The organism is Rhizobium sp. LjRoot30, assembly GCF_964253915.1.
Taxonomy (GTDB): domain Bacteria; phylum Pseudomonadota; class Alphaproteobacteria; order Rhizobiales; family Rhizobiaceae; genus Metarhizobium.
This window is the reverse complement of the sequence record NZ_CAXUSG020000008.1, coordinates 175,185-201,669: the sequence shown is the minus strand read 5'-3', so window position 1 is coordinate 201,669 and position 26,485 is coordinate 175,185. Positions and strand designations below refer to the sequence as shown.

32 protein-coding genes are annotated in these 26,485 nt (G+C 61.8%); 17 read left to right on the top strand and 15 right to left on the bottom strand.

Going from position 1 to position 26,485, the window contains the following annotated elements; all coding sequences use genetic code 11:
* Positions 1-126 precede the first annotated feature (126 nt).
* Both ACSQ3I_RS17630 and ACSQ3I_RS17625 read right to left on the bottom strand, forming a co-directional pair.
* Positions 127-318 (bottom strand): DUF2735 domain-containing protein, encoded by a 192-nt coding sequence (locus ACSQ3I_RS17630; protein WP_436001049.1) that lies wholly within the window; start codon positions 316-318, stop codon positions 127-129.
* 58 nt (positions 319-376) lie between these two features.
* A complete protein-coding gene (locus tag ACSQ3I_RS17625; protein ID WP_436001047.1) occupies positions 377-544 on the bottom strand; it encodes a hypothetical protein in 168 nt (55 codons plus the stop codon).
* Between the two features lie 237 nt (positions 545-781).
* On the opposite strand from ACSQ3I_RS17625, the gene ACSQ3I_RS17620 reads away from it, so the two are divergent.
* Entirely contained in the window at positions 782-1,822 is a 1,041-nt protein-coding gene (locus tag ACSQ3I_RS17620; RefSeq protein ID WP_436001045.1) for a glutamine synthetase beta-grasp domain-containing protein, read from the top strand.
* A gap of 117 nt (positions 1,823-1,939) precedes the next feature.
* Here the strand turns inward: ACSQ3I_RS17620 and rutR are convergent, their stop codons facing one another.
* Positions 1,940-2,638, bottom strand: a complete 699-nt coding sequence (gene rutR, locus ACSQ3I_RS17615; protein WP_436001043.1) for an HTH-type transcriptional regulator RutR — start codon at positions 2,636-2,638, stop codon at positions 1,940-1,942.
* 276 nt (positions 2,639-2,914) lie between these two features.
* On the opposite strand from rutR, the gene ACSQ3I_RS17610 reads away from it, so the two are divergent.
* The 7 genes from ACSQ3I_RS17610 to ACSQ3I_RS17580 all read left to right on the top strand — a co-directional run bounded on the left by ACSQ3I_RS17610 (position 2,915) and on the right by ACSQ3I_RS17580 (position 8,491).
* On the top strand, positions 2,915-4,168 hold the full coding sequence (locus ACSQ3I_RS17610; RefSeq protein ID WP_436001041.1) for a Zn-dependent hydrolase: 1,254 nt from the start codon (positions 2,915-2,917) through the stop codon (positions 4,166-4,168).
* Between the two features lie 4 nt (positions 4,169-4,172).
* Positions 4,173-4,934: a class II aldolase/adducin family protein gene (locus ACSQ3I_RS17605; protein WP_436001039.1), complete on the top strand. Its 762-nt coding sequence runs from the start codon at positions 4,173-4,175 to the stop codon at positions 4,932-4,934.
* A 285-nt stretch (positions 4,935-5,219) separates the two neighbouring features.
* Positions 5,220-5,663, top strand: coding sequence for an endonuclease domain-containing protein (locus ACSQ3I_RS17600; RefSeq protein ID WP_436001037.1), 444 nt, complete (start codon positions 5,220-5,222; stop codon positions 5,661-5,663).
* Complete coding sequence (locus ACSQ3I_RS17595) at positions 5,657-6,166, top strand: hypothetical protein (protein WP_436001035.1); 510 nt, start codon at positions 5,657-5,659, stop codon at positions 6,164-6,166. The genes ACSQ3I_RS17600 and ACSQ3I_RS17595 overlap by 7 nt, the downstream gene beginning before the upstream one ends.
* Positions 6,167-6,219: 53 nt before the next feature.
* On the top strand, positions 6,220-7,677 hold the full coding sequence (gene hydA, locus ACSQ3I_RS17590) for a dihydropyrimidinase (protein ID WP_436001033.1): 1,458 nt from the start codon (positions 6,220-6,222) through the stop codon (positions 7,675-7,677).
* Positions 7,674-8,054, top strand: coding sequence for a hypothetical protein (locus tag ACSQ3I_RS17585; protein ID WP_436001031.1), 381 nt, complete (start codon positions 7,674-7,676; stop codon positions 8,052-8,054). Before hydA ends, ACSQ3I_RS17585 begins: the two co-directional genes overlap by 4 nt.
* 62 nt (positions 8,055-8,116) lie before the next feature.
* Complete coding sequence (locus tag ACSQ3I_RS17580; RefSeq protein ID WP_436001029.1) at positions 8,117-8,491, top strand: hypothetical protein; 375 nt, start codon at positions 8,117-8,119, stop codon at positions 8,489-8,491.
* A 5-nt stretch (positions 8,492-8,496) separates the two neighbouring features.
* Here the strand turns inward: ACSQ3I_RS17580 and ACSQ3I_RS17575 are convergent, their stop codons facing one another.
* The gene (locus tag ACSQ3I_RS17575) at positions 8,497-8,910 is read right to left on the bottom strand and encodes a cupin domain-containing protein (RefSeq protein WP_436001027.1); all 414 of its coding nucleotides are present in this window, start codon (positions 8,908-8,910) and stop codon (positions 8,497-8,499) included.
* A 131-nt stretch (positions 8,911-9,041) separates the two neighbouring features.
* Between ACSQ3I_RS17575 and ACSQ3I_RS17570 the strand changes: the two genes are divergently transcribed.
* From ACSQ3I_RS17570 to ACSQ3I_RS17535, 8 genes are all read left to right on the top strand, one after another.
* Positions 9,042-9,833, top strand: a complete 792-nt coding sequence (locus ACSQ3I_RS17570) for an ABC transporter ATP-binding protein (protein ID WP_436001190.1) — start codon at positions 9,042-9,044, stop codon at positions 9,831-9,833.
* Between the two features lie 36 nt (positions 9,834-9,869).
* On the top strand, positions 9,870-10,205 hold the full coding sequence (locus ACSQ3I_RS17565) for a hypothetical protein (RefSeq protein WP_436001025.1): 336 nt from the start codon (positions 9,870-9,872) through the stop codon (positions 10,203-10,205).
* Positions 10,206-10,207: 2 nt separating this feature from the next.
* Entirely contained in the window at positions 10,208-11,092 is an 885-nt protein-coding gene (locus ACSQ3I_RS17560) for an ABC transporter permease (protein ID WP_436001024.1), read from the top strand.
* A complete protein-coding gene (locus ACSQ3I_RS17555; protein WP_436001022.1) occupies positions 11,089-11,955 on the top strand; it encodes an ABC transporter permease in 867 nt (288 codons plus the stop codon). Before ACSQ3I_RS17560 ends, ACSQ3I_RS17555 begins: the two co-directional genes overlap by 4 nt.
* Before the next feature lie 16 nt (positions 11,956-11,971).
* Positions 11,972-12,964 (top strand): ABC transporter substrate-binding protein, encoded by a 993-nt coding sequence (locus tag ACSQ3I_RS17550; RefSeq protein WP_436001188.1) that lies wholly within the window; start codon positions 11,972-11,974, stop codon positions 12,962-12,964.
* Positions 12,965-13,343: 379 nt separating this feature from the next.
* Positions 13,344-14,543, top strand: coding sequence for an efflux RND transporter periplasmic adaptor subunit (locus ACSQ3I_RS17545; protein ID WP_436001020.1), 1,200 nt, complete (start codon positions 13,344-13,346; stop codon positions 14,541-14,543).
* A gap of 15 nt (positions 14,544-14,558) precedes the next feature.
* Positions 14,559-17,891 carry an efflux RND transporter permease subunit gene (locus ACSQ3I_RS17540; RefSeq protein ID WP_436001018.1) on the top strand — a complete coding sequence of 1,111 codons (3,333 nt, stop codon included), beginning with the start codon at positions 14,559-14,561 and terminating at the stop codon, positions 17,889-17,891.
* Positions 17,892-18,035: 144 nt separating this feature from the next.
* Positions 18,036-18,719 carry a Crp/Fnr family transcriptional regulator gene (locus tag ACSQ3I_RS17535; protein WP_436001017.1) on the top strand — a complete coding sequence of 228 codons (684 nt, stop codon included), beginning with the start codon at positions 18,036-18,038 and terminating at the stop codon, positions 18,717-18,719.
* Between the two features lie 18 nt (positions 18,720-18,737).
* On the opposite strand, the gene ureG is transcribed toward ACSQ3I_RS17535, so the two are convergent.
* From ureG to urtE, 11 genes are all read right to left on the bottom strand, one after another.
* Positions 18,738-19,349 carry an urease accessory protein UreG gene (gene ureG / locus ACSQ3I_RS17530; RefSeq protein ID WP_109457144.1) on the bottom strand — a complete coding sequence of 204 codons (612 nt, stop codon included), beginning with the start codon at positions 19,347-19,349 and terminating at the stop codon, positions 18,738-18,740.
* A gap of 55 nt (positions 19,350-19,404) precedes the next feature.
* Complete coding sequence (locus tag ACSQ3I_RS17525; RefSeq protein ID WP_436001015.1) at positions 19,405-20,076, bottom strand: urease accessory protein UreF; 672 nt, start codon at positions 20,074-20,076, stop codon at positions 19,405-19,407.
* Between the two features lie 6 nt (positions 20,077-20,082).
* Positions 20,083-20,559 carry an urease accessory protein UreE gene (gene ureE / locus ACSQ3I_RS17520; RefSeq protein ID WP_436001013.1) on the bottom strand — a complete coding sequence of 159 codons (477 nt, stop codon included), beginning with the start codon at positions 20,557-20,559 and terminating at the stop codon, positions 20,083-20,085.
* A 9-nt stretch (positions 20,560-20,568) separates the two neighbouring features.
* Positions 20,569-22,281 (bottom strand): urease subunit alpha, encoded by a 1,713-nt coding sequence (gene ureC, locus ACSQ3I_RS17515; protein ID WP_436001011.1) that lies wholly within the window; start codon positions 22,279-22,281, stop codon positions 20,569-20,571.
* Between the two features lie 7 nt (positions 22,282-22,288).
* Positions 22,289-22,939 carry a Urease operon accessory protein gene (locus ACSQ3I_RS17510; RefSeq protein WP_436001186.1) on the bottom strand — a complete coding sequence of 217 codons (651 nt, stop codon included), beginning with the start codon at positions 22,937-22,939 and terminating at the stop codon, positions 22,289-22,291.
* Between the two features lie 17 nt (positions 22,940-22,956).
* Positions 22,957-23,379 carry a lysozyme inhibitor LprI family protein gene (locus ACSQ3I_RS17505; RefSeq protein WP_436001009.1) on the bottom strand — a complete coding sequence of 141 codons (423 nt, stop codon included), beginning with the start codon at positions 23,377-23,379 and terminating at the stop codon, positions 22,957-22,959.
* 3 nt (positions 23,380-23,382) lie between these two features.
* On the bottom strand, positions 23,383-23,688 hold the full coding sequence (locus ACSQ3I_RS17500; protein WP_436001007.1) for an urease subunit beta: 306 nt from the start codon (positions 23,686-23,688) through the stop codon (positions 23,383-23,385).
* A 10-nt stretch (positions 23,689-23,698) separates the two neighbouring features.
* Positions 23,699-23,953: a DUF1272 domain-containing protein gene (locus ACSQ3I_RS17495; RefSeq protein ID WP_436001005.1), complete on the bottom strand. Its 255-nt coding sequence runs from the start codon at positions 23,951-23,953 to the stop codon at positions 23,699-23,701.
* Between the two features lie 12 nt (positions 23,954-23,965).
* The gene (locus ACSQ3I_RS17490; protein ID WP_436001004.1) at positions 23,966-24,268 is read right to left on the bottom strand and encodes an urease subunit gamma; all 303 of its coding nucleotides are present in this window, start codon (positions 24,266-24,268) and stop codon (positions 23,966-23,968) included.
* 70 nt (positions 24,269-24,338) lie between these two features.
* Positions 24,339-25,157 carry an urease accessory protein UreD gene (locus ACSQ3I_RS17485; protein WP_436001002.1) on the bottom strand — a complete coding sequence of 273 codons (819 nt, stop codon included), beginning with the start codon at positions 25,155-25,157 and terminating at the stop codon, positions 24,339-24,341.
* 208 nt (positions 25,158-25,365) lie between these two features.
* The gene (urtE, locus tag ACSQ3I_RS17480; protein ID WP_436001000.1) at positions 25,366-26,061 is read right to left on the bottom strand and encodes an urea ABC transporter ATP-binding subunit UrtE; all 696 of its coding nucleotides are present in this window, start codon (positions 26,059-26,061) and stop codon (positions 25,366-25,368) included.
* Between the two features lie 122 nt (positions 26,062-26,183).
* Between urtE and ACSQ3I_RS17475 the strand changes: the two genes are divergently transcribed.
* A complete protein-coding gene (locus tag ACSQ3I_RS17475; RefSeq protein WP_436001184.1) occupies positions 26,184-26,468 on the top strand; it encodes a GIY-YIG nuclease family protein in 285 nt (94 codons plus the stop codon).
* Positions 26,469-26,485: the final 17 nt, after the last annotated feature.

Here is a 26,485-nt window from a genome sequence, read left to right as displayed (position 1 = left end):
ATAAAAAACGTATGGGATACGGCATCAACCCGCCGCGAGGTTTTAAACAGCCATCACGATTGACAGGCTGAGGGGAGCCGACACGCTCCCCTTTTTCGTCCGGCGAACCGGATCATGCAGTCATGTTCAGCGCTTGGCGCCGTGATCGCCGTCGCGCACGGCTTCGTCGTGATACCAGCATGTATCGATCACCGCAGGGCCGGTCTCGAACTTTTCGAGATCGCTCATCAAGGCAGCACGCACGTCATCGAAACGCCGGCGACCGCGCAGCGGGAATTGGTAGATCTTGGCAGTCTGCTGATGAAAACCCGTGTCCATCTTTTCACCTTTCCAAAACCGCCGCACATCCTATCATCACGCAGCGATCTATATTTGCCTATATTTTAATCATCTTGCTCTCTTTTTTATCAATATATGCCCATTCCTCTGATTTTGCCATAGCACTTTGCAAAAATGGCCTGATTTTTCGATTTTTTGCCTGATTTTCTGATTTTTTCGTCAGTTTTTCCAAAAAAACGAAGCCGTTTTGCGGATTCTCGATCATGAATCGTCAATTTTTCCGAAAAAATAAGAAAAACAGCAAAGTCTAAAATTAAAAAAATGCGTCGTAAAAAGAAAACAACGACATGCACTTTGTGAATCTTTCGTGATTCTTACCGGCAACCTCCGAACTGGCACGCAAAATGCGTCAGTAATGCTGTCCGGTGTTGGTCGACCTCGCTTTCAGCGATCTGGCTCACTTGAGGATTTGCTCACACCTTCACGTATGAGAGACTCGCAAATGACAAAATATAAGCTCGAGTACATCTGGCTCGACGGGTACACCCCCACTCCGAACCTGCGCGGCAAGACGCAGATCAAGGAATTCGCCGATTTCCCGACGCTCGAACAGCTTCCGCTCTGGGGCTTTGACGGCTCTTCGACCATGCAGGCCGAAGGCCGCAGCTCCGACTGCGTATTGAAGCCCGTTGCGCTTTATCCCGATCCGGCCCGCACCAATGGCGTTCTCGTCATGTGCGAAGTCATGATGCCCGATGGCGTCACGCCGCATCCGTCGAACGCCCGCGCCACCATCCTGGATGACGAAGGCGCATGGTTCGGCTTCGAACAGGAATACTTCTTCTACCAGAACGGTCGCCCGCTCGGCTTCCCGGACCAGGGCTACCCGGCTCCGCAGGGTCCGTACTACACCGGCGTCGGCTACAAGAACGTCGGCGACGTCGCTCGCGAAATCGTTGAAGAACATCTCGACCTCTGCCTCGCCGCCGGCATCAACCACGAAGGCATCAACGCCGAAGTGGCCAAGGGCCAGTGGGAATTCCAGGTTTTCGGCAAGGGCTCCAAGAAGGCTGCCGACGAAGTCTGGATGGCACGCTACCTGCTACTCCGCCTGACGGAAAAGTACGGCGTCGACATCGAATTCCATTGCAAGCCGCTCGGCGACACCGACTGGAACGGCTCGGGGATGCACTGCAACTTCTCGACCGAATACATGCGTACCGTCGGCGGCAAGGCCTACTTCGAAGCGCTGATGGCGCAGTTCGACAAGAACCTGCAGGCACATATCGACGTTTACGGCCCGGACAACCACCTGCGCCTGACTGGCAAGCACGAAACGGCTCCGTGGAACAAGTTTTCCTACGGCGTTGCCGACCGTGGCGCCTCGATCCGCGTTCCGCACTCCTTCGTGAAGAACGACTACAAGGGCTACCTTGAAGATCGCCGCCCGAACTCCCAGGGCGACCCCTACCAGATCGCTTCGCAGGTTCTGAAGACGATCTCGGAAGTCGAGATCTCCGGCAGCGCTTCGGCAGCAGCCTGATTTCCAGAACGACAGTGACAACGATGGCGCCGGCATGACCGGCGCCATTAGTTTTTCCAACAGGTTTTAAGCATCACGCTGCTCCGGCGCGCGCCTCATCGGCGGGCACGCTGCATTTCAGCCGTCAACCACCGTTTGCCCTTCGCTCGACACCTCGGCCTCTGCCGGCGGGCTGAGGCGTGGCGAAATGAGCCCGTCGACAAAAAGCTGCTCCAGAAATCGCGCCGCATCCTCGAACCGTCCGTCGCCCGACAGGCTCTGCCCCAGAACCGCCCGCACCTGCACGTCGAAGTCGGCATAATGCTGCGTCGTCGACCAGATCGAGAAGATCAGGTGGTAGGGATCACATTTGGCGATCTTGCCGGCCCGCGCCCAGGCGCGGATAACCTCGGCCTTTTCATCCACCAGCGACTTGAGTGGCCCCTTCAGCTCATCTTCGATATGCGGCGCGCCCTGCAGCACCTCGTTGGCGAACAACCGGCTTTCGCGCGGAAAATCCCGCGCCATCTCCAGCTTGCGCCTGATGTAGCTGCGGATCTCGGATTCCGGATTGCCTTCGGCATCGAAAGCCCTGAGCGGATCGAGCCAGGTATCCAGCACCCGGTCGATCAGGGCGCGGTGCATCGCCTCCTTGGTACGGAAATAATAGAGCAGGTTCGGCTTCGACATGCCGGCCACTTCGGCGATCTGATCGATGGTCGTGCCACGAAAACCATGCTGGGAAAACACCTCCAGGGCAGCCTCCAGAATCTGCTCGCCCTTCTCTTCCTGAATGCGCGTCCGGCGCTGTGTCTTCGCGGCCCTGGGTATCGCCATGGCGTTTCCGATTCCCGTTATAATTCAACTCTTTTCCTCAAGTTTACTCTTTGCCCGCCATTGACTTACTTTTGGGCAAATGACTTTTATTTTGTCGTTATTTTTCGACTTTTCCGTCTTGAGTGCCGCTTGAGAAGTTGTAATTTACCAATCGGTCAAATTATCAACAGATGCCGAACAAAGGCAACAACGATATCCCGCCGACGGAAGAACAATAACACCGCGGCGGGGTGAAAAACCGGATGGAACAGCCGGCGAACTGGTGAGGATTAAGAAATGGTGGCAGCACCTGGCGAGAACTTGCGCATCAATGGCGACCGCCTCTGGGACAGTCTCATGGACATGGCGAAGATCGGCCCCGGCATCGCCGGCGGCAACAATCGCCAGACGCTGACGGATGCGGACAAGCAGGGGCGCGATCTCTTCAAGTCATGGTGCGATGCCGCCGGCCTGAGCATGGGCGTCGACAAGATGGGCACCATGTTCGCCACCCGCCCGGGCACCGATCCGGATGCCTTGCCCGTTTACGTCGGCAGCCATCTCGACACCCAGCCGACCGGCGGCAAGTATGACGGCGTTCTCGGCGTGCTCGGCGCGCTGGAAGTGGTGCACACCATGAACGACCTCGGCATCAAGACCAAACGTCCGATCGTCGTCACCAACTGGGCCAACGAGGAAGGCGCCCGCTTCGCCCCCGCCATGCTCGCCTCAGGCGTCTTCGCCGGCATCCACGATCTCGATTATGCCTATGGCCGCAAGGACCCCGAAGGCAAGACCTACGGCGACGAGCTGAAGCGCATCGGCTGGCTGGGCGACGAGGAGGTCGGCGCCCGCAAGATGCACGCCTATTTCGAATACCACATCGAACAGGGGCCGATCCTCGAAGCCGAAAACAAGCAGATCGGCGTCGTCACCCATGGCCAGGGCCTGTGGTGGCTGGAATTCACGCTGACCGGCCGCGAGGCCCATACAGGCTCGACGCCGATGGCCATGCGCGTCAATGCCGGGCTTGCCATGTCGCGCATCCTGGAAATGGTCCAGGGCGTGGCGATGTCGGAACAGCCGGGCGCCGTCGGCGGCGTCGGCCAGGTGTTCTTCTCGCCCAATTCCCGCAACGTGCTTCCGGGCAAGGTGGTCTTCACCGTCGACATCCGCTCCCCCGAACAGGAAAAGCTCGACCGCATGCGGGCGAAAATCGAGGCGGAGGCGCCGAAGATCTGCGAGGCGCTCGGCGTCGGTTGTGCGGTGGAAGCCGTCGGCCATTTCGACCCCGTGACCTTCGACCCGAAGCTGGTGACATCCGTGCGCGACGCCGCCGAACGGCTCGGCTACAGCCACATGAACGTCATCTCCGGCGCCGGCCATGATGCCTGCTGGGCCGCCAAGGTGGCGCCGGCAACGATGATCTTCTGCCCCTGCGTCGGCGGCCTGTCGCACAACGAGGCAGAAGAAATTTCGAAGGAATGGGCGGCGGCGGGTGCCGACGTGCTGTTCCATGCCGTCCTGGAAACCGCCGAAATCGTGGAGTGAAGCCATGAACGTCGCAGCAACGATCACCGCATCAGACGCGACGGACGAAAGGCAGCTCAGGATCGATCTCGCCGCCGCCTTCCGCCTCGCCGCCCGTGCCGGTTGGCACGAGGCCGTCGCCAATCATTTCAGCGCCGCGGTTTCCGCCGATGGCAGGCAATTCCTCGTCAACCCGCGCTGGCGGCATTTCGGCCTGATCAGGGCAAGCGATCTGCTGCTGCTCGACGCCGACGACAAGGAGATCATGAAGCGTCCGGATGCGCCCGATCCGTCCGCCTGGTCGATCCATTCGGCGATCCACCGGCATGTGCCGCACGCCCGCGTCGCGTTGCACCTGCATCCGCCCTATGCGACAGCGCTGGCCGGCCTCAAGGACCCGTCGATCAAGCCGATCGACCAGAACACTGCGCGGTTCTACAACCGCATGGCAATCGACCTCTCCTTCGGCGGCATCGCCACGGAGGAATCGGAAGGTGAACGCATCGCCGCCACCATCGGCAATCACTCCGCCGTCATGATGGGCAACCACGGCGTCACCGTCGTGGCTCCCACGGTGGCGGAGGCCTTCGACAACATCTATTACCTGGAGCGTGCGGCCCAGACCATGGTGCTCGCCTATTCCACCGGCCAGCCGCTTTCGGTGATGTCCGACGACATCGCCGAACAGACCGCTGCGGAATGGGATGCCTACAAGGGCGCCAGCTTTGCCCATTTCGACGAGATGAAACGCATTCTCGACCGCGAGGACCCGAGTTATGCGGATTGATGGGGTACGGCATGCGGACAACACCATAAGGCGCGTGACGGGTGCTCGTTTTTCGCTGGAGTGGGCAGCCCCCTCATCCGCCTGCCGGCACCTTCTCCCCGCTGGGGAGAAGGGGGCTTTTGCTGACCGCTCGCCGAAAGACAAGAAGCGTCAGAACGCTACCCTAGCAATTGACCTTCCAGCAGCAAGGCGTCCTCCCCCTTCTCCCCGGCGGGGAGAAGGTGGCGCGCAGCGCCGGATGAGGGGGTCTTCACCGCAAGCGCCAAACGTCCGAAAAGGTTCTCCATGCCGGACAACCTGAAGAACGCTGTCACAAAGCGCCTGCCGGGCAAAACTACACAAGCCCGCAACCTTCGCCAGAACGACCAGGAAGCCGAATACCGGCTATGGAGTGATCTTAGGAACCGTCGCCTCAACGGTTACAAGTTCTCCCGTCAAATTCCGCTCGGGCCTTACATCGCCGACTTCCTTTGTCGTGAGCATCGGCTGGTCGTCGAAGTTGATGGCAGTCAGCATGCGCAATCTCGCACGGACATTTTGCGGACGCATTGGCTGAATGCAAAGGGTTATGCCGTTATTCGTTTCTGGAACGAGGAGATATTGAAAGAACGGCGCGCCGTGCTTGAAACCATCCTGGCGGCTCTCACGGGCCAGCTCCAAGCACAGGACACGGCTTTGCGATTTTACCCCGCCCGACAACCGAACATCACGGAGGCCACCACATGCTAGGTATCGCCCCCGCCGCACACGCGCTAACATGGATGATGGGATGGTCTCTGGAGGAGAACGTCGTGGTCATCGATGCAAACAAGTCGCTGGTTGAGCTGGATGGATGGGTGCACGAGTCGAAGAATCTTGGGGCCGGCGGTCTGATCGGCCGGGTGGAGCGGTGTTTGACAACCGCACTTTGCTCCCTCGATATCCATGATCTGATCTCCCTGCTCGGCCAGCGGATGTCGGAAGAGATCATCGTTCGCTACGCCATGCAGATGGTGCGCGAGAACAGGGATGTTCTCAAGGAGTCGGTCAATCCGATCGATCTGCTGGTCCACCATGTCCATCCGGACTTTTATCGGCAGATGCCTGCGCTCTGCGACGAGGTGGTGGCGTTCTTCTACGAGATCGATCCGTATGTCCCCGAAGGCGACATCGACAGCGTGATTTTCTTTCTCGAACTGTACACCGGCGACAGGTCGCCGAAACTGGGCTTCTTGGGCGAGAGGCTGGACTGAGCGCAACGGGCAACGAAACCGGCGCTGGCGCAATCAAGATAAGGGAGCATCGCATGAGCAGCAAAGTCATCAAGGGCGGCACCATCGTCACCGCCGACCTGTCCTACAGGGCGGACGTCCGGATCGAGGGTGGCAAGATCGTCGAGATCGGCCAGAACCTGTCCGGCGGCGATGTGCTGGACGCATCCGGCTGCTACGTCATGCCCGGCGGCATCGATCCACACACCCATCTCGAAATGCCGTTCATGGGCACCTATTCCTCGGACGATTTCGAAAGCGGCACCCGCGCAGCCCTGTCCGGCGGCACGACCATGGTCGTCGATTTCGCCCTGCCCGCACCCGGCCAGTCGCTGCTCGAAGCGCTGACCATGTGGGACAACAAGTCGACGCGGGCGACCTGCGATTATTCTTTCCACATGGCGATCACCTGGTGGGGCGAGCAGGTGTTCAACGAGATGCAGGCGATCGTCCAGGAAAAGGGCATCAATACCTTCAAGCACTTCATGGCCTACAAGGGCGCGCTGATGGTGAATGACGACGAGATGTTCGCCTCCTTCCAGCGCTGCGCCGAACTGGGCGCCCTGCCGCTGGTGCATGCCGAGAATGGCGACGTCGTCGCCGCCATGCAGCAGAAGCTGATGGACGCCGGCAATGACGGCCCGGAGGCGCACGCCTATTCCCGCCCGCCCGAGGTCGAGGGCGAAGCGACGAACCGCGCCATCATCATCGCCGATATGGCCGGCGTGCCGCTCTATGTCGTGCACACCTCCTGCGAACAGGCGCATGAAGCGATCCGCCGCGCCCGCCAGAACGGCATGCGTGTCTACGGCGAACCGCTGATCCAGCACCTGACGCTGGATGAAAGCGAATATTTCGACAAGGACTGGGACCATGCCGCCCGCCGGGTGATGTCGCCGCCATTCCGCAACAAGCGCCATCAGGATTCGCTCTGGGCAGGCCTGGCCTCCGGATCGCTGCAGGTGGTTGCGACAGACCATTGTGCCTTCAGCAGCGAGCAGAAGCGTTTCGGCGTCGGCGATTTCCGCAAGATCCCCAACGGCACCGGCGGCCTGGAAGATCGCATGCCGATGCTGTGGACCTACGGCGTCAACACCGGCCGCATCACCATGAACGAGTTCGTGGCTGCGACCTCCACCAACATCGCCAAGATCCTCAACATCTATCCGCGCAAGGGCGCCATCCTCGTCGGCGCCGATGCCGATATCGTCGTCTGGGACCCGAAGCGGTCGAAGACGATTTCCGCCAAGACGCAGCAATCGGCGATCGACTATAACGTCTTCGAAGGCAAGCAGGTCACCGGCCTGCCGCGCTTCACGCTGACCCGCGGGGTCGTCGCTATCGAAGAGGACAGCGTCAAGACCCGCGAAGGGCATGGCGAATTCGTCAAGCGCGAGCCTTTCACCGCCGTCAACAAGGCACTGTCGACCTGGAAGGAACTCACCGCGCCGCGCAAGGTGGAGCGCAGCGGCATTCCGGCGAGCGGCGTATGATGCTGCGTTCCGCCGCCCGCTGCCTGGCCCTGGCGCTTGTCGCCTGCCCATCGCTGGCAGGCGCGGAGACCTTGCCGATCGAAGGATCGTATGGCGACGAACGCGGCTGCGTCTTCGCCCGCACCGACGACCCGGAGGACCATGGCGAATTCAAGCTCCTGACCCATGAATTCGTCCGGACCTTCGCATCGCTCTGCCTGTTCCAGACGGTACAGGCCGGTGCCGATGGCCGCTTTTCGGCGACGGCATCCTGCGGCAACGAGGGTGAGGGAGGCGACTGGCCGGAGAGCATCGAGATCATCCCGAACGGGAAGAACAGCTACAACGTCGTTTTCAAGGATGGGCAGAGATGGGAGGCTCTCGCACGATGCCAATAAGGCTGTCCGCTGGCAAGGCCGGTCACAGGACCTGCCGGAACGGTGATGCAAAAGGGAGAGCGATGAACAGAAGCCGCCTTCCGGCGCTGTTTGCGGCCTTGATGATTGCGCCGGCGGCCTGGGCTGCCGAGGCGCCGCTGGATGCCAGCTACGGCAACAAGGACGGCTGCCTCTACGCCAACACCGGCGAGACGAACGGCTCGGACGATTTCTTCCTGCTGGACAAGGAAGCGATCACCACCGCTGCCTCCTTCTGCGAGTTCACGACCATCGACGGCAAGACCGCCGATGGTTTCGATGCCACCGTCGCCTGCCAGGAAGAAGGCACCGACGAAGGCGTCGACTTGAAGGTGAAGATCAGCAAGGTCGGCAAGGACAGCTACAAGATCGATCTGCCCGATGGGGCAAGCTGGGGGCCGCTGAAAAAATGCAAGTGACCGCCTCAGTCCGCCAGCTTTTCCAGGTCCGGCAGCAGGACGACGCTTTCCTGCTCGTTGGGATCGGTGCGGGCGATGACGGCGCTGCAGGGCTCCGTCTTCGAGCGGTTGACCGGCAGGTGCGGCATGCCCGGCGGAATGTAGAACATGTCGCCGGCCTTGGTGATGATCCGGTGTTCGAGGTTGTGGCCGTAAAAAGTCTCCACCTCGCCCGACAGCACGAAGATCGCCGTTTCGTGGGCCTCATGCATATGCGCCTTGGCGCGGCCACCCGGCGGCACTGTCAGAAGCATCATTGCAATCCCCTTCGATCCGGTCGTCTCGGCCGAGATGCCCTCCAGATACGAAAAGCCCTGCTTGCCGTCATAGGGGACGGTCGGGCGGATCAGCTTGCATTCGGCAAGCGAGGGTGATGACATGCTATTCTCTCCTCTAGAGCAGTTTCAGCAAAAGTGTGTAGCGGTCTTGCGTCCGGAACTGCGAAAAAACAAAAAGATAGAACACATCCTCGACGCATCCGGCGCGATGCAGGAGACCATATCGGGTGACCATGCCAATATCCAATGAAACCGTCGTTCGCGCCACAGGGCTAGGCCTGACGTTCCATACCAATGACGGTCCCGTCAACGCCCTGACCGGCGTCGATCTCGACGTCCGCAAGGGTGACTTTGTCTCGTTCATCGGCCCGTCGGGCTGCGGCAAGACCACCTTCCTGCGTGTCATCGCCGATCTCGAACAGCCGACCTCCGGCAGCATCTCCGTCAACGGCATGTCGCCGGAAGAAGCCCGCAAGGCGCGCGCCTATGGCTACGTCTTCCAGGCCGCCGCGCTCTACCCCTGGCGAACGATCGAGAAGAACATCGCCCTGCCGCTGGAGATCATGGGTTTTTCCGCCGACGAGAAGAAGAAGCGCATCGAGCGCACCCTCGACCTCGTCAACCTCACCGGTTTCGGCAAGAAATTTCCCTGGCAACTCTCCGGCGGCATGCAGCAGCGCGCCTCCATCGCCCGCGCACTCGCCTTCGATGCCGACCTGCTGTTGATGGACGAACCCTTCGGCGCCCTGGACGAAATCGTCCGCGACCATTTGAATGAGCAGCTGCTGAAGCTCTGGGCGCGCACCAACAAGACGATCTGCTTTGTCACCCATTCGATCCCGGAAGCCGTCTATCTCTCCACCAAGATCGTCGTCATGTCGCCGCGGCCCGGCCGGGTGACCGACGTCATCGAATCCACCCTGCCGGCCGAACGGCCGCTCGGCATCCGCGAAACGCCAGAGTTTCTGGAAATCGCGCATCGGGTGCGCGAAGGCCTGCGTGCGGGACACAGCTATGACGAATAGGTCCTCCCACTTGAACCAGACGCAGGACCGCCGCCGATGAAGCTCCCTTTCCTTCTCTGGCTCGCCGTCGCGCTCGGCACGTTTCTCTCGGCCGCCACCGCATCACGCGCCTATATCAGCAGCAACAGCATCCCCATGCTCATCTTTTCGCTCGGCCTTTATTGCGTCGGCAATCTGGTGATGCTGAAGCTGATGCGCGAGGGCGGCCTGGCCATGGCCGTATCGATTTCCGCCATTGCCCAGCTGCTGCTGATCAATGTCATCGCCATGGTGGTCTTCGGCGAACGGCTGTCGACGACGCAGCTGATCGGTGTCGCCGTCGGCGCCGTTGCCATGGCGCTCATGCTGTTTCCCGGTCCAGGAAAGGCTTGAACATGAAGCAGCCAAGCTTCCTCAAGGACCGCGTCCTGCCCATCCTCACCGTCATCCTCGTCATCCTGGTCATCTGGCATGTCTTCGTCGTCGTGCTGAACGCACCCTTCGAACGCGACCAGGCGGCGCGCGCCAACACCCCGATCACCTTCATGGAAATCCTGCCGAAAACTTTCGTGCAGGAGCGGCCGGTGCTGCCGGCGCCGCACCAGATCGTCGTCGAGCTGTGGGACACGACGATCAACAAGGCGATCACCTCGAAACGCAGCCTCATCTACCACACCTGGATCACGCTCTCGGCGACGCTTCTGGGCTTTGCCATCGGCACCGTGCTCGGCATCCTGCTCGCCATCGGCATCGTCCATAACAAGGCGATGGATCGTTCGCTGATGCCTTGGGTCATCGCCAGCCAGACCATCCCGATCCTCGCCGTCGCGCCGATGATCATCGTCGTCCTGAACTCGATCGGCATTTCCGGCCTGCTGCCGAAGGCGCTGATCTCGACCTATCTCTCCTTCTTCCCGATCGTCGTCGGCATGGTGAAGGGCCTGCGCAGTCCGGAACAGATCTATCTCGACCTGATGCACACCTACAATGCCAGCGGCGCCCAGACCTTCTGGAAGCTGCGCTGGCCGGCCTCGATGCCCTATCTCTTCACCTCCTTGAAGGTGGCTATCGCCATCTCGCTGGTCGGCGCCATCGTCGGCGAACTGCCGACCGGCGCCGTCGCCGGCCTCGGTGCCCGCCTGCTCTCCGGCTCCTATTACGGCCAGACGGTGCAGATCTGGGCAGCGCTGTTCATGGCGGCTGGGCTGGCGGCGGTGCTCGTCACCATTGTCGGCTTCGCCCATGCCTCCGTTCTCAAGCGCATGGGGGTCAAGCCATGATCGGTTACCTGATCGGTGCCATCCTGTTCTGGATCCTCGCCTGGGCCTTCAACGAATGGCTGGTGCGGCAGAAATTCCGGAGCTTCGCCGCCAACCGCGCCGCCCGCATCGCCGTGCCTGTTCTGTTCGGGGTCACCATCCTCGTCCTCTGGGAAGGCGTGGTGCGGGGGTTCAACATCCCCTCGATCCTCTTGCCGGCACCGTCGATGATCTGGACGCGGCTGACCCATTCCGTGCCGACGCTCTGGGCGGATTTCCAGCAGACCTTCCTGAAATCGGTGATCACCGGCTACATCTTCGGCTGCGGCCTCGGTTTCCTGGTGGCGATCGCCATCGACCGCTCGCCCTTCCTGCAGAAAGGCCTGCTGCCGATCGGCAATTTCGTCTCGGCCCTGCCGATCGTCGGCGTTGCGCCGATCATGGTGATGTGGTTCGGCTTCGACTGGCAGTCGAAGGTCGCCGTCGTCGTCATCATGACCTTCTTCCCGATGCTGGTGAACACGGTGCAGGGGCTGGCCTCCACCAGCGCCATGGAGCGCGACCTGATGCGCACCTATGCAGCCAGCTGGTGGCAGACGCTGACGAAGCTGCGCCTGCCGGCCGCCGGGCCGTTTATCTTCAATGCCTTGAAGATCAATTCCACGCTGGCCCTGATCGGCGCCATCGTGGCAGAATTCTTCGGGACACCCATCGTCGGCATGGGTTTCCGCATCTCCACGGAAGTGGGGCGAAGCAATGTCGACATGGTCTGGGCCGAGATCGCGGTCGCCGCGGTCGCCGGTTCGGCCTTCTACGGGGTGGTGGCGCTCGCCGAGCGCGCCGTCACCTTCTGGCATCCGTCTGTCCGTGGTGGACAGGCGTAACAATAGAGGGAACAGAATAATGAAAAAAATCGCATCGCTGCTCCTGGCAAGCGCCATGTCGCTGATGGCGGCCCAGGCGATGGCCGCCGACAAGGTCGTCCTACAGCTCAAGTGGGTCACCCAGGCCCAGTTCGGCGGCTATTACGTCGCCAAGGACAAGGGCTTTTATGAGGAAGAAGGCCTCGACGTCGAAATCAAGCCGGGCGGCCCGGACATCGCACCGCCGCAGGTGCTGGCCGGCGGCGGCGCCGACGTGATCGTCGACTGGATGCCCTCGGCGCTCGCCACCCGCGAAAAGGGCGTGCCGCTCGTCAACATCGCCCAGCCCTTCAAGTCTTCGGGCATGATGCTGACCTGCCTCAAGGAAACCGGCATCACCAAGCCGGACGACTTCAAGGGCAAGACACTCGGCGTCTGGTTCTTCGGCAACGAATATCCGTTCCTCTCCTGGATGGCACACCTGAAGATCCCGACCGAAGGCGGCGCCGATGGCGTGACCGTGCTGAAACAGGGTTTCAACGTCGATCCGCTGTTGCAGAAGCAGGCGGCCTGCATCTCCACCATGACCTACAACGAATACTGGCAGGTCATCGATGCCGGCATCAAGGCGGAAGACCTGGTGACCTTCAAGTATGAGGACGAAGGCGTGGCGACGCTGGAAGACGGCCTCTACGTTCTCGAAGACAAGCTCAAGGACGCCGCCTTCAAGGAAAAGATGGTCAAGTTCGTCCGCGCTTCGATGAAGGGCTGGAAATATGCCGAGGAGAACCCGGACGAAGCAGCCGGCATCGTGCTTGAGAACGACGCCAGCGGCGCGCAGACCGAACAGCACCAGAAGCGCATGATGGGCGAAGTCGCCAAGCTGACGGCCGGCTCCAACGGCGCGCTTGCCGAGGCCGACTACCAGCGTACTGTCAAGACGCTGCTCGGCGGCGGCTCCGACCCGGTCATCACCAAGGAGCCGACAGGCGCCTGGACGCATGAGATCACCGACGCCGCTCTGAAATAAAACCGCAACACATCTTGGCGGTATGCTTAACGGGGCGCGTGGAGAAATTCTTCGCGCGCCTTTATATTTCAATAGTTTATTTGCTATTTCGTCAAAAATCGTGATGTTGGCATCACTGAATCGGCGTTGATTTGTGCGCCGCAACTAATTACAAGGCTGTGCCAAGGCAGTATTTTCGACCCTATGCTTGTCAGCGGCCTCGCCCGTCACCACCTAGGCCTAGGGATTGCGCGTTGAGGATGCGCATGCGTGTGTACGATCAAGGGGGATCGGACATGCTGCGACGGAACCTTTACTGCTTCATCCATTGCAGGGCCATTTCGCGTTGGAAAACGCGCGAACTCGGCGCAAATGCTTCGAAAATTTTGGAAACGTTCGTATGGTTCGCAGTTCTCGTCAGACAGTCGCCGCTCTCGCCTTGCTTTTCATCGCCGCGGGTACGTCACCGGTTTTCGCCGAGGATAAACCTGCCGAAGCCGCACCGACCCAGACGTTCCCGGCCATCGTCGTGACGCCGGTCGCGACGCGGACGCTGGTGGACAAGGTCGTCGCCACCGGCACCATCCGTGCCGTCAACGACATTTACATCCAACCACAGGTGGACGGCTTGTCGATCCGCGCGCTCAACGCCGATGTCGGCGACCGCGTCGAGGCCGATAGCGTGCTCGCCGTGCTCAACGACGACGCGCTGCTTCTACAGAAGAGCCAGATGGAAGCCACCAAGGCCAAGGCCCAGGCCTCCGTGGCGCAGTTGCAGGCGCAGATCGCCGAAGCCCGCGCCAATGCCGACGACGCCATCCGCCAGCGAGACCGCGCCGTGCGCCTCGGCAAGAGCGGCACCATGTCGACGTCGCAGGTCGAGCAACTGACCTCCGCCGCCACTGTCGCCGAAGCCCGCACCCGGTCCGCCGAACATTCCATCGCCGTTGCCGAAGCCGACATCAAGGTGGTGGACGCCCAGATCGCCGATATCGAACTCAGGCTTGCCCGCACCAGCGTCAAGGCGCCCGTCGCCGGCGTGATCTCGGCGCGCGACGCCAAGGTCGGCGCCATCGCGATGATGGCCGGTGGCCAGCCGCTGTTCACGCTGATCCAGGACGGCGCGCTGGAGCTGATCGCCGACGTGTCCGAAGGTGATATCCTCAAGATCAAGATCGGCCAGAAGGCAACCATCGCGCTCGCCGGCAGCCGCGAGACCCTGAACGGCAGCGTCCGGCTGGTTTCGCCCTCCATCGATGCAGTATCGCGCCTCGGTTCGGTACACATCGCCCTTGATGACAGCGAGAAGGCGCGTGCCGGCATGTATGGCAGCGCCACGATCACCATCGAGACGGCTGAGGGCATTGCCCTGCCGCTGACGGCGCTTTTGACCGGCAGCGACGGCGAAACGACCGCCCGCAAGGTGGAAAACGATGTGGTGAAGCTGGTCAAGGTGCAGTCCGGCATCCAGGACGGCGCCTTCATCCAGATCGTCGAAGGCCTGAAGGAAGGCGATGAAGTCGTCGCCAAGGCCGGTGCTTATGTTCGCGATGGCGACCGCATCAATCCGGTCCGCACGCCGCAGACGCAAACGAATTGATGAGGGATTGATCTTATGAACTTTTCCGCCTGGTCAATCCGCAATCCCATTGCGCCGCTGCTGGCCTTCGGCCTGCTGCTGGTCGTCGGCCTGCAGTCGTTCTACGCCCTGCCGATCACCCGCTTCCCGAACATCGACGTTCCGCTGGTCGCGGTCACCGTAACGCAAAGCGGCGCCTCGCCGGCCGAACTCGAAATGCAGGTGACGAAGGAGATCGAAGACGCGGTCGCCTCGATCACCGGCATCGACGAAATCCAGTCGACGGTGACCGACGGCCAGTCGCAGACCCTCGTGATGTTCCGCATGGAAATCCCGACGGAGCAGGCGGTGCAGGACACCAAGGATGCCATCGACCGCATCCGCAGCGACCTGCCGGCCACCGTCGAGGAGCCGATCGTCACCAAGATCGACGTCGAGGGCCAGGCGATCCAGACCTTTGCGGTCTCCTCGCCCGACATGACGCTGGAAGAACTGTCCTGGTTCGTCGACGACACCGTCAAGCGGGCGCTGCAGGGACAGAGCGGCATCGGTCGTGTCGACCGTTACGGCGGCGCCGATCGCGAAGTGCGCATCGAGCTGAATGCCGAGAAGCTGAACGCCTACGGCATCACCGCCGTCAACGTCAATCAGCAGCTGCGCGGCACCAACATCGACCTCGGTTCGGGCCGCGGCCAGGTGGCCGGCGCCGAGCAGGCGATCCGCGTCCTCGGCGACAAACGCAATGTCGCCGAACTGGCCGACACGACGATTGCGCTGCCGAACGGCCGCTTCGTCAAGCTTTCGGACCTGGGCACCATCAAGGACACCTACGAGGAGCCGAAATCCTTCTCGCGCTACAACGACACGCCCGTCGTGACATTCGGCGTCTTCCGCTCGAAGGGCGCCAGCGAGGTGAGCGTCGCCGAGACGGTGGCCGCAAGCCTCGACAAGGTGCGCGCCGCAAACCCGAATGTCTCGATGGAGCTGATCAACGACTCCGTCTACTTCACCTACGGCAACTACGAAGCGGCGATGCATACGCTGATCGAAGGGTCGCTGCTTGCCATCGTCGTCGTCTTCCTGTTCCTGCGGAACTGGCGCGCGACGCTGATCTCGGCGGTCGCGTTGCCGCTGTCGGCTATCCCGACCTTCTACATCATGGATCTCATGGGGTTCTCGCTGAACCTCGTCAGCTTCCTGGCGCTGACGCTGGCGACGGGTATTCTCGTCGACGACGCCATCGTCGAGATCGAAAACATCGCCCGTCACATCAAGATGGGCAAGACGCCCTATCGTGCCGCGATCGAAGCGGCGGACGAAATCGGCCTCGCCGTCATTGCCACCACCTTCACCATCATCGCCGTCTTCGTGCCGGTGTCGTTCATGCCGGGCATTCCCGGCCAGTACTTCATCCAGTTCGGCCTGACGGTCGCCTTCTCGGTGTTCTTCTCGCTAATGGTCGCCCGCCTCATTACACCGATGATGGCCGCCTACCTGATGCGCGCCGAAGACGCGATGGACGACCATCACGACAACGACAGCGCCTTCCTCAAGGGCTATACATGGCTGGTGCGCGGCACGACCAAGCGCTGGTACATGCGTTATGCGACGCTGATCGCCGCCATCGGCTTCCTCGTCGGCTCGCTCGCGCTTTTGGCGCAGGTTCCCGGCAGCTTCCTGCCGCCGGAAGACGCCTCGCGCATCGTGCTCTCCATCGAACTGCCGCCGAATGCCACGCTGGAAGACACCGAAGCGACGACCGATGCCATCTATAACCAGGTGAAGGATCTCGACGGCGTCGAAAGCGTCTTCGTGCTCGGCGGCGCCTCGCCGAAGGGTGACCTGGAACTGCGCCGCGCCACTGTGACGCTGGCACTGGACAAGCTCGATCATTCGCTGACCAAGAAAATCGTCAACGACATCCTTGGCAAGATCCCCGTCGTCGGGCCGATGCTGCCGAAGGTCGAGGTCCATGGCCGCGTTCGGCCGCAGTGGGATATCGAAAAGGAAGTCTTCGCCAAGGTGCGTGACATTCCCGACGTCCGCATTCTCAAGCTCAACGACCGCGGCGAGCGCGACCTGTCGTTCAACTTCCTCTCCAAGAACGAGAAGGACCTGAACGAAGCCGTCGGCGTGCTCGAAGCCAAGCTGCGCGCCGAGCCGCTGCTCGCCAATGTCAGCGCCGAAGGCGCCCTGCCCCGTCCGGAACTGCAGATCCGTCCGCGCATGGACCAGGCAGCCCGCCTCGGCATCACGCCGCAGCAGATCTCCGAGACCGTACGCGTTGCCACCATCGGCGATATCGACGCATTCCTCGCAAAGATCTCGCTCGACGACCGGCAGATCCCGATCCGGGTGCAGACCTCGCTTGACCTGCGTCGCGACCTCGCCGCCATCCGGGCGCTGAAGATCCAGACGGGCAGCGGCGCACTGGTGCCGCTGTCGAGCGTCGCCGACATCGACTATTCGGAAGGTGCAAGCTCGATCAAGCGCAACAACCGCAACCGCGTCGTCGCCATCGGCTCCGACCTGCTGCCGGGCGTGGCGCTCGATTCCGCCTCGGCGCGGTTCCGCGAAATCGTCAAGGAAGCCAATCTGCCGCCGACGGTGCAGCTGGCCGAAAGCGGCGACACCAAAGTGCAGCAGGAAATGCAGCAGAGCTTCGTCAACGCCATGTTGCTGGGCCTGATGCTGGTGCTGACCGTGCTGATCCTGTTGTTCAAGGACGTAATCCAGCCGTTCACCATCCTGTTCTCGCTGCCGCTCGCCATCGGTGGCGTTGCGGTTGGCCTGCTGGTCACCAACAATCCGCTGTCGATGCCGGTCTTGATCGGCATCCTGATGCTGATGGGCATCGTCACCAAGAACGCCATCCTGCTCGTCGATTTCGCCATCGAAATGCGCCGTCACGGCATGGAACGGGTGCAGGCGATGGTCGAAGCCGGCCGCAAGCGCGCCCGCCCTATCATCATGACCTCGATTGCCATGTCGGCCGGCATGCTGCCCTCGGCGCTCGGCGTCGGCGAAGGCGGTACGTTCCGCGCGCCGATGGCGATTGCGGTGATCGGCGGGATCATCGTCTCGACGGTGCTGTCGCTGCTGGTCGTGCCGTCGTTCTTCCTGATCATGGACGACCTGTCGCGCCTGCTGGGCTGGCTGTTCGGCCGCCTCGTCGGCAAGAAGGACGAAGAGCAATTGCCGATGTCTCCCGAAGAACTGACCGAGATCGCCAACGAAAACCAGCAGTCGCTGGCAACGATCGAAGACCGGTTGGCGGCACTGGAGAAGCAGACGCGCGAGGCGGAAAAGGCCGAGCAGGACAATACGCCGAGCAATGTCGTGCGCCTGCCGCCGCTCGCAGCCGAATAAAACGCAAGAACAAGACCGCTGAAACAAACAACGCCGGGCCACAAGCCCGGCGTTGTTCTTTTGCGCAGTTGATCGAAATCAACTCTGCATGTCCGCTCCTCGCCTATTCTCGCCGCGCTGTGATCGAGGGGAGCCATGGACGCGATGAACAAACGACTGAAGATGAACAGCCGCGAGAAAAACATTCTTGCCGGCACGCCGCTGATGGCAGCGCTCGGCAAACCGGCCCTGCAGCACATGACGGAAATCGCCACGGTCGTTCATTTCGAGGCCCGCGACATCCTTGCCCGCGAAGGCGACCCCGCCGACTATTTCTACTGCGTGCTGACCGGTTATGTGCGGCTCTTCCGGCTAAGCCGCGACGGGCGGGAAGCCGATATCCGCATCTGTGGTCCCGGAGAAACCTTTGGCGAGTGCCTGCTCTATCTCGGGCCGGCCTATCGCTATCACATCCAGGCCGCCGAAACCGTCACCGTGGCGCGCTTCGAACTGTCGAAACTGCGCAAGCTGGCCGACGAGGATCGCGACATCGCTCGTTTCATCATGCAGTCGATGGCAGCCCACCTCGTCAACATCATGGATTGCGTCGCCAATGACCGGTTGCAGACCGCGCCGCAGCGGCTGGCCCATTACCTGTTGAACAGCTGCCCGCAGAATAGCACCTCCGCTTCGATCCGCCTGCCCTTCCAGAAGAGCCTGCTGGCCGGCAAACTGGGCCTGGCGCCGGAAGCCTTGTCGCGCGCTTTCTCATCGCTCAAGCGCGCGGGCGTAACGGTGCGCGGCCGGCTGATCCTTATCCACGATGTCGGCGCATTGCGGCAGATCTGAAACGGGCTAGAGCGCGGGTCAGAGCCCGCCGTGCTCCTTCAGGAAAGTCACGATGCGATCAACGCCCTCGCCGCGCTTCATGTCGGTGAACACGAAGGGTTTCGAGGCGCGCATGCGATCCGCATCGCCGTTCATCACCTCGATATCGACGCCGACATGCGGCGCGAGATCCTTCTTGTTGATGATCAGCAGATCCGACTTGGTGATGCCCGGCCCGCCCTTGCGCGGGATTTCTTCGCCCTGGCAGACGGAAATCACATAGATCGTCAGGTCGGCCAGATCGGGCGAAAACGTCGCCGCCAGATTGTCGCCGCCGGATTCGATGAACACCACGTCGAGATCGGGAAAACGGCTGTTGAGATCGGCGATGGCCTGCAGGTTGATCGAGGCATCCTCGCGGATCGCCGTGTGCGGGCAACCGCCGGTCTCGACGCCGACGATACGATCCGAGGTCAGCGCCTGCATGCGCACCAGCGCCTCGGCATCCTCCTTGGTGTAGATATCGTTGGTAACGACGGCGACGGAAAACTCCTCGCGCATCGCCTTGCAGAGCTTTTCCGTCAGTGCCGTCTTGCCCGAGCCGACCGGCCCGCCGATGCCCACTCTCAAGGGTCCGTTTTGCGATTTCATCGTATTCATCCTGTCGATCCGGCGCCATCCCGATCTGCGGGAAGCGCAATCCGAGTTAAGAACGGAAGAGGCGCGTCGTCTGCACCTCATGCCGTAAAGAAGCAATATCGGCGCCAATGGTTGCGGAACCGAGATCATCGAGACTGGACAGAGCCGCCCTCTTGGCCGTATCGGCGATAACCGCCTCCAGAGCCGCCAGGACCGCGACCCCATCGCGCTGGCCGCAAACACCAAGCCGGATCGCAGCCGAAACCAGTTGCGAGGCAACCGCATGCAGGAAAGCCGCAAGCGCCTCGTCCACGGCAACGGCATGCGCACCGGCTACGGCACCAACCGCCACCGGATAAGCCGCCGAAGGCCCAAGCCGCTCCAGCACCGGATGCGGCCAGGCCTGCGCCGCCGCCAGAAATGCCTGGCCGAGCAACATGGTTTCCATGTGCCGCTCGCGCGAACCCGAGAGGGCCGAGGCCAGTTCGACAACAGCTGCAAGACCTTCGGCATCGCCGACCTGACGATGGCTTTCGGCAAACAGCACCGCGTCGTTCCAGGCCGAACCGCGTGTCAGCAGCAGGACGATCCATTGCCGCAAACCTTCGCCGTCGGTGACCCATTCGTCGTGCACGGCGCGTTCCAGACCGCCGGAATAGGCGAAGGCGCCGACCGGGAAAGCCGGGGAAAGCCAGGTCAGCAGACGAAGCATCGCCTGCATGTCGCGTCCGTCATCCATCAAGGCTCAATCGTGGTGATGATGGTCGTGGTGCGCGTGGCCATGGCCGCCATGCGAATGATAGGCGCCGCGGGCCGGCTGGAACGGCTCCTCCACCTCGCGGACCGTAGCCCCCAGGCCTTCCAGCATCGAGCGGATGACGTGGTCGCGCAGGATCAGTATACGCTCTTCCTCGATCTGCGCCCCAAGGTGCCGATTGCCGAGATGCCAGGCCAGTTCGATCAGATGCAGCCGGTCGCGCGCCTCGATTGCGAAGAGCTTTTCGTTCGCCGCCTGGATCTCGATGACATCGCCGTTTTCCAGCTGCAGCCGGTCGCCATGCGCAAACAGCACCGGCTCTTTCAGGTCGAGCATCACCATGTCACCGTTTTCGAGATGCAGCAGCTTGCGGCGCAGGTGGCGCAGGTCGTGCGGCAAGACGACGATGCCGACTGGCGGATCGGAGGGTTCGCCGGCGGGGGTATAGGATGTCACGCGTTGCATAAAACTCTCTCAGAACAGGAAATAACGTTGCGCCATGGGTAGCACGGTCGCCGGCTCGCAGGTCAACAATTCACCGTCCGCCCGTACTTCGTAGGTCTCCGGATCGACCTCGACATGCGGCGTCAGGTTATTGTGGATCATCGACGCCTTACCGATGCCGCCGCGGGTATTCTTCACCGCCACGAGTTTCTTGGCAACGCCGAGCTGGTGGGCGAGGCCCGCATCCAGCGCGGCCTGCGACACGAAGGTGACGGACGAATTGGTCAGGCTCTTGCCGAAGGAGGCGAACATCGGCCGGTAATGCACCGGCTGCGGCGTCGGGATCGAAGCATTCGGATCACCCATCGGAGCGGCTGCAATCGAGCCGCCGAGCAGCACCATATCCGGCTTGACGCCGAAGAAGGCCGGGTTCCAGATCACCAGGTCGGCCCGCTTGCCGATCTCGACCGAACCGATCTCGCGGCTGAGGCCGTGGGCGATGGCGGGGTTGATCGTATATTTGGCGATGTAGCGCTTGACGCGGACATTGTCGTTGTCGCCGGTCTCTTCCTTGAGGGCGCCGCGCTGGCGCTTCATCTTGTCAGCGGTCTGCCAGGTGCGGATCGCCACTTCGCCGACGCGGCCCATGGCCTGGCTATCGGAAGAGATGATCGAGAAGGCACCGATATCGTGGAGGATGTCTTCGGCGGCGATGGTTTCCTTGCGGATGCGGCTTTCGGCGAAAGCGATGTCTTCCGGGATCGACGGCGACAGGTGGTGGCAGACCATCAACATGTCGAGATGTTCGGCCAGCGTGTTGACGGTGTAGGGCCGCGTCGGGTTGGTCGAAGACGGGATGACGTTCGGCTGGCCGCAGATCTTGATGATGTCGGGCGCATGGCCGCCGCCCGCCCCTTCCGTGTGGAAGGCGTGGATGGTGCGGCCCTTGATGGCGCCAATCGAATCCTCGACGAAACCGCTTTCGTTCAGCGTGTCGGTGTGGATCATCACCTGCACGTCGTATTCGTCGGCGACGGAGAGGCAGCAGTCGATGGCCGCCGGCGTCGTGCCCCAGTCCTCGTGCAGCTTCAGCGAGGTAGCGCCGGCCAGCACCATCTCTTCCAGCGCGCCGGGCAGCGAGGCATTGCCCTTGCCGGCAAAAGCGAGGTTCATCGGGAAGGCATCGGCCGCCTCGATCATCCGGGCGATGTGCCAGGGGCCGGGGGTGCAGGTGGTCGCCAGCGTGCCGTGCGCCGGGCCGGTGCCGCCGCCGAGCATGGTGGTCAGCCCGCTCATCAGCGCCTCCTCGATCTGCTGCGGGCAGATGAAGTGGATGTGGCTGTCCATGCCGCCGGCGGTGACGATCTTGCCCTCGCCGGCAATCACCTCGGTGCCCGGGCCGACGATGATGGTGACGCCCGGCTGGGTATCCGGATTGCCGGCCTTGCCGATGGCGACAATGCGGCCGTCCTTCAGGCCGATATCAGCCTTGACGATGCCCCAGTGGTCAATGATCAGCGCATTGGTGATGACGGTATCGACGGCGCCATCGGCGCGCGTCACCTGGCTCTGGCCCATGCCGTCGCGGATGACCTTGCCGCCGCCGAACTTCACCTCGTCGCCATAGGCAGTGTAATCCTTCTCGACCTCGACGAAGAGTTCGGTATCGGCAAGCCGCACCTTATCGCCGGTCGTCGGTCCGAACATGTTGGCATAAGCGGCGCGGGACATCTTGTAAGGCATCGGCGTTTTACCTCGTAACTTCGGAATTGCATTGCAAAAGGGGGCGTTCGGCGGCAATCATGCTGTCGATCCGGCGCAATCGCCCCTGGGCGACATGGTCGTCGACGAAACGACGTTCAGCGGCAAAAGGATGCCACTCCCACCCCTGATGACCGAAACCGGCAAGGCAGACATCGCTGTCGCTGAATTCCGGCGCAGCCAGCACATGGGCAATCGCCACCAGCCCGCTCGACGGCACTACATAGGGCGCCGGATCGTAGGCGGTGAGCGAAGCATCCAGCGCCTCGTGCACCTCACGGCCGATCGTCAGATGATCTTTACCGGTCTCGGCCGCAAAGGCGACAAACCCTTCGGTGTAATCGTCGCAGAAATCGTCGAGATCCGGGTGACTGAGGGAGAGCGGTCCACGCATGTCGCGAAATTTCTGCGGGTCGCGCACACACCAGATCGCGCGGGCGGCGATCACCGCCGGGTTCATCTTCCAGAGCGCCGAAGACAGCATGCCTTTTCCCGGCCGGCCGGTGTTGCAGATCGCAACGATATCGGTGCGGCTGCCGCCGGCACCGACGGAACGGCAATCGTTGAAGCGGATAACGAGATCGGCAGCATCGATCAGCCCCGCCGCACCATCCGGCACGTCGCCATTGCCGACGATCATGATCTGCCGGCGCACCATCAGTTTTCGGGTCCTTCGGCCAGTGCCTTCAATTCCTTGGTGCGCGCCCGCGTCAGTTCCGCCTGGCAGCCGGAGATCAGCATGGGTTCCATGCTACCGAGATGCGCCTCGAAACCATAGGCTTCACAATGACCGTCGCGATAATCGATCCAGGCACGTTGCGCCTTCAGCAACGCCTTCTCGGCGCCACGCTGCTCCGCTTCGTACATGGCATCCATTTCCACCATCGCCGCCCGGGTTTTCTTGTATTGCGCGTTCAGCTCCTTGTCGGCCGCCTCGAAGTCACGATAGGCGCAGATGTTCATCTCCACCTGCGCCTGGGCGTTGTCGCAATCGATCGGTGGATCCTCCTCCGCCCTCGCCAGCCCGGAAAAACCGAGCATTGCGGCAAGCGCGATCTCCGCCATCAGCCATCTCGACATCGCTTACAGCTTTCCCATCACCTGTTGGCGGAAACCATAAATCTCGCGCTTGCCCGACATCGGGATAAGCGTGACGCTGCGTGTCTGGCCCGGCTCGAACCGCACCGCCGTGCCGGCGGGAATATCGAGGCGCATGCCGCGCACCTTGTCGCGGTCGAAATTCAGCCCGGCATTGGTCTCGGCAAAATGATAATGGCTGCCGACCTGCACCGGACGGTCGCCGGTATTCGACACCTCGATCGTCACCGTCGGCTGGCCGGCATTGAGTTCGATCTCGCCGCTGGCGGCAATGATTTCACCTGGGATCATTTCTTCCTCCTCACGCCGCCTTGACGGGCGCGCAGCCCTCGGCCTTGAGCATACGTTTCGTCGACGCCGGATATTTTGCCAGCATGGCGACCGGTCGCACCGGGCGACGGGTGAATTCACCGCCGCAGTTCGGGCAGGCGCCCTGCAGCACATCCGTGGCGCAATCGGCGCAGAAGGTGCATTCGAAGGTGCAGATGACAGCTTCCCGGCTTTCCGGCGGCAGATCCTTGTCGCAGCATTCGCAATTGGGTCTCAGTTCCAGCATGTCGTTCTCCTCCTAGCGGATCGGCTCGTGAACGGTCACCAGCTTGGTGCCATCCGGGAACGTCGCTTCGACCTGCACGTCGTGGATCATCTCGGCGATGCCCTCCATGACCTGCGACCGACTGATCACATGCGCGCCCGCCTCCATCAATTCGGCAACGGAACGGCCGTCGCGAGCGCCTTCGACGACAAAATCGCTAATCAGGGCAATGGCTTCGGGGTAGTTCAGCTTGACACCGCGCTCCAGTCGGCGGCGTGCCACCATGGCCGCCATGGCGATCAGCAACTTGTCTTTTTCCCTGGGCGTAAGGTTCATATCCGCTTCCCGTGTTTCTCAGTTCCAAAGGCAGCGGCCAAGGTGAAGCCGAAGCCATTCTTCCGTCCTGTTATAGATTCCAGACTTTCGGTACCGGCGCTCCGTTGCGCAAGACCGAAATGACCGGGATCAGAATTTTTCGCAGCGCAAAGCCATCGGCGGCCGTCAGGCGCACGATCAGCTTGTCGCGCCATTGGCTGGCCCCGCCGACCGCATCGCCGAGCACGTGCCGCACGCGGTCGAGATAGGCTTCCGCCTGCGGTCCGCAATAAAGGACGGTCGCAAACGCCACACGCGCTCCAAGCACGGCCGGAGCCCGACCGATGCCGGGAATATCGCCGTCGAACCGCAGATCCTCGGCATGCACAAGCCGCCCCTCACGGCGGATACGCCAGCGATCGCGAAACAGCCCGGCCGTCATCGCCTCGCCCATCGCCTTGCGGCCGAGAAGCACGGCTTCCAGCCCCAGAAATTCGGCACCGGCCTCAAGATCGACCTCCAGCCGACGGGTCATCGAGGCGTGGTCGAAGAGGATGGTTTCTTGCGGCAGCCAGTCGACCCGGGCGCCCGAAGCGACCGAGATGCGCGTCGAAACGGCAGCGGTGCCGGCAGATGCCTTGTAGACCTTTTCGCAAGCCTGGGTGGTTGCCGTCACATGGCAATCCGGACCGGCATTGATCACCCACTGCATCTCGTCGCCACCGGTCAGACCGCCTGATGTGTTGATGATGACGGCTTCCATTTCGGCGGAAAACGTATCCGGCAAGCGGATCTTCGCCGAGCCTTCCTGGAACAGTTCGGCAAGCCGCGTGCGTCCGCCGAACGGCTTTGCGGTGAGACGGCCGATGCCGCGGGCACGCTGCGGCCTTTTGGTCTCCAAAGCCGTCACCGGAGAAAATTCCTCATCAACACACTCGTTCCCGCCTGTCGCATTGTTGCCCGATCATCAAGCAAGTTCCGTGCCTTTTCAATGCGCAAAGAAGCCGGGGGTTTGCGGGGTAAATCGTGACCGCCGACGGTGGCCGGCAAAAATTCGGTTTAAAAAACAGGCATGTGCCAACGCTTTCGGCAAAAACGGCAACCGGCCAGGCCGGAGCCTACACCGTCAGATGCCGCCGCGCTTCTGGCGTGTCCAGCGTTTCCGCCGCACCCTGATGGACGATTTCGCCGCGATCCATGATGTAGACCTGGTCGGCAAGCTCGCGGCAGAAATCGAGATACTGCTCGACCAGCAGGATCGCCATGCCGGTGGAATCGCGCAGGTAGCGGATCGCCCGGCCGATATCCTTGATGATCGACGGCTGGATACCTTCGGTCGGCTCGTCAAGCACGAGGATCTTTGGTCGCGTCACCAGCGCCCGGCCGATGGCGAGTTGCTGCTGCTGACCGCCCGAAAGATCGCCGCCACGGCGGCCGAGCATCGATTGCAGCACCGGAAACAGGCTGAAGATATCGTCGGGGATGAACCGTTCCTTGCGCGATACGGGTGCATAGCCGGTTTCAAGGTTTTCCTTGACCGTCAGCAGCGGAAAGATTTCACGACCCTGCGGCACATAGCCGATACCCTGCTTCGCCCGCGCAAACGGCGGCAGGCCATTCAGCACCTTGCCGTCGAAACGGATCGAGCCGCCGCTGATGCCGTGCTGGCCGGTGACGGCGCGCAACAGCGAACTCTTGCCGACACCGTTTCGGCCGAGCACGCAGGTGATCTTGCCCATCTCCGCCGACAGCGAGATACCGCGCAGCGCCTGGGCGGCGCCGTAATGGAGGTTGACGTTTTCGACTGTCAGCATGGCAGGCCTCTTCCATCATGCGGTGGATTTACATTTTCTTCGTTGCGGATCACTCTCGACCGACACCAAGAACTCCGGTCATCCTCGGGCTTGACCCGAGGATCCACATGCGGCGAACGGAAATGGGTGGCTACGTCTACATCATGTCCAACAGGAAACATGGGACGCTCTACATCGGCGTCACATCCGATCTGGAGCGACGCGTCTATGAACATCGGGAAAGTCTCACCAAGGGATTCACCAGCCAGTACGGCTGCACGCGCCTGGTGTGGTACGAGGAGCATCTCGGCATAGGAACCGCCATACAAAGGGAAAAGTCGCTGAAACGCTGGTATCGCGCCTGGAAGATCGAATTGATCGAGAAGCTCAATCCCGACTGGCGCGATCTCTATCTGGATTTCATGTAAGAGCGCGTTGGTGGATC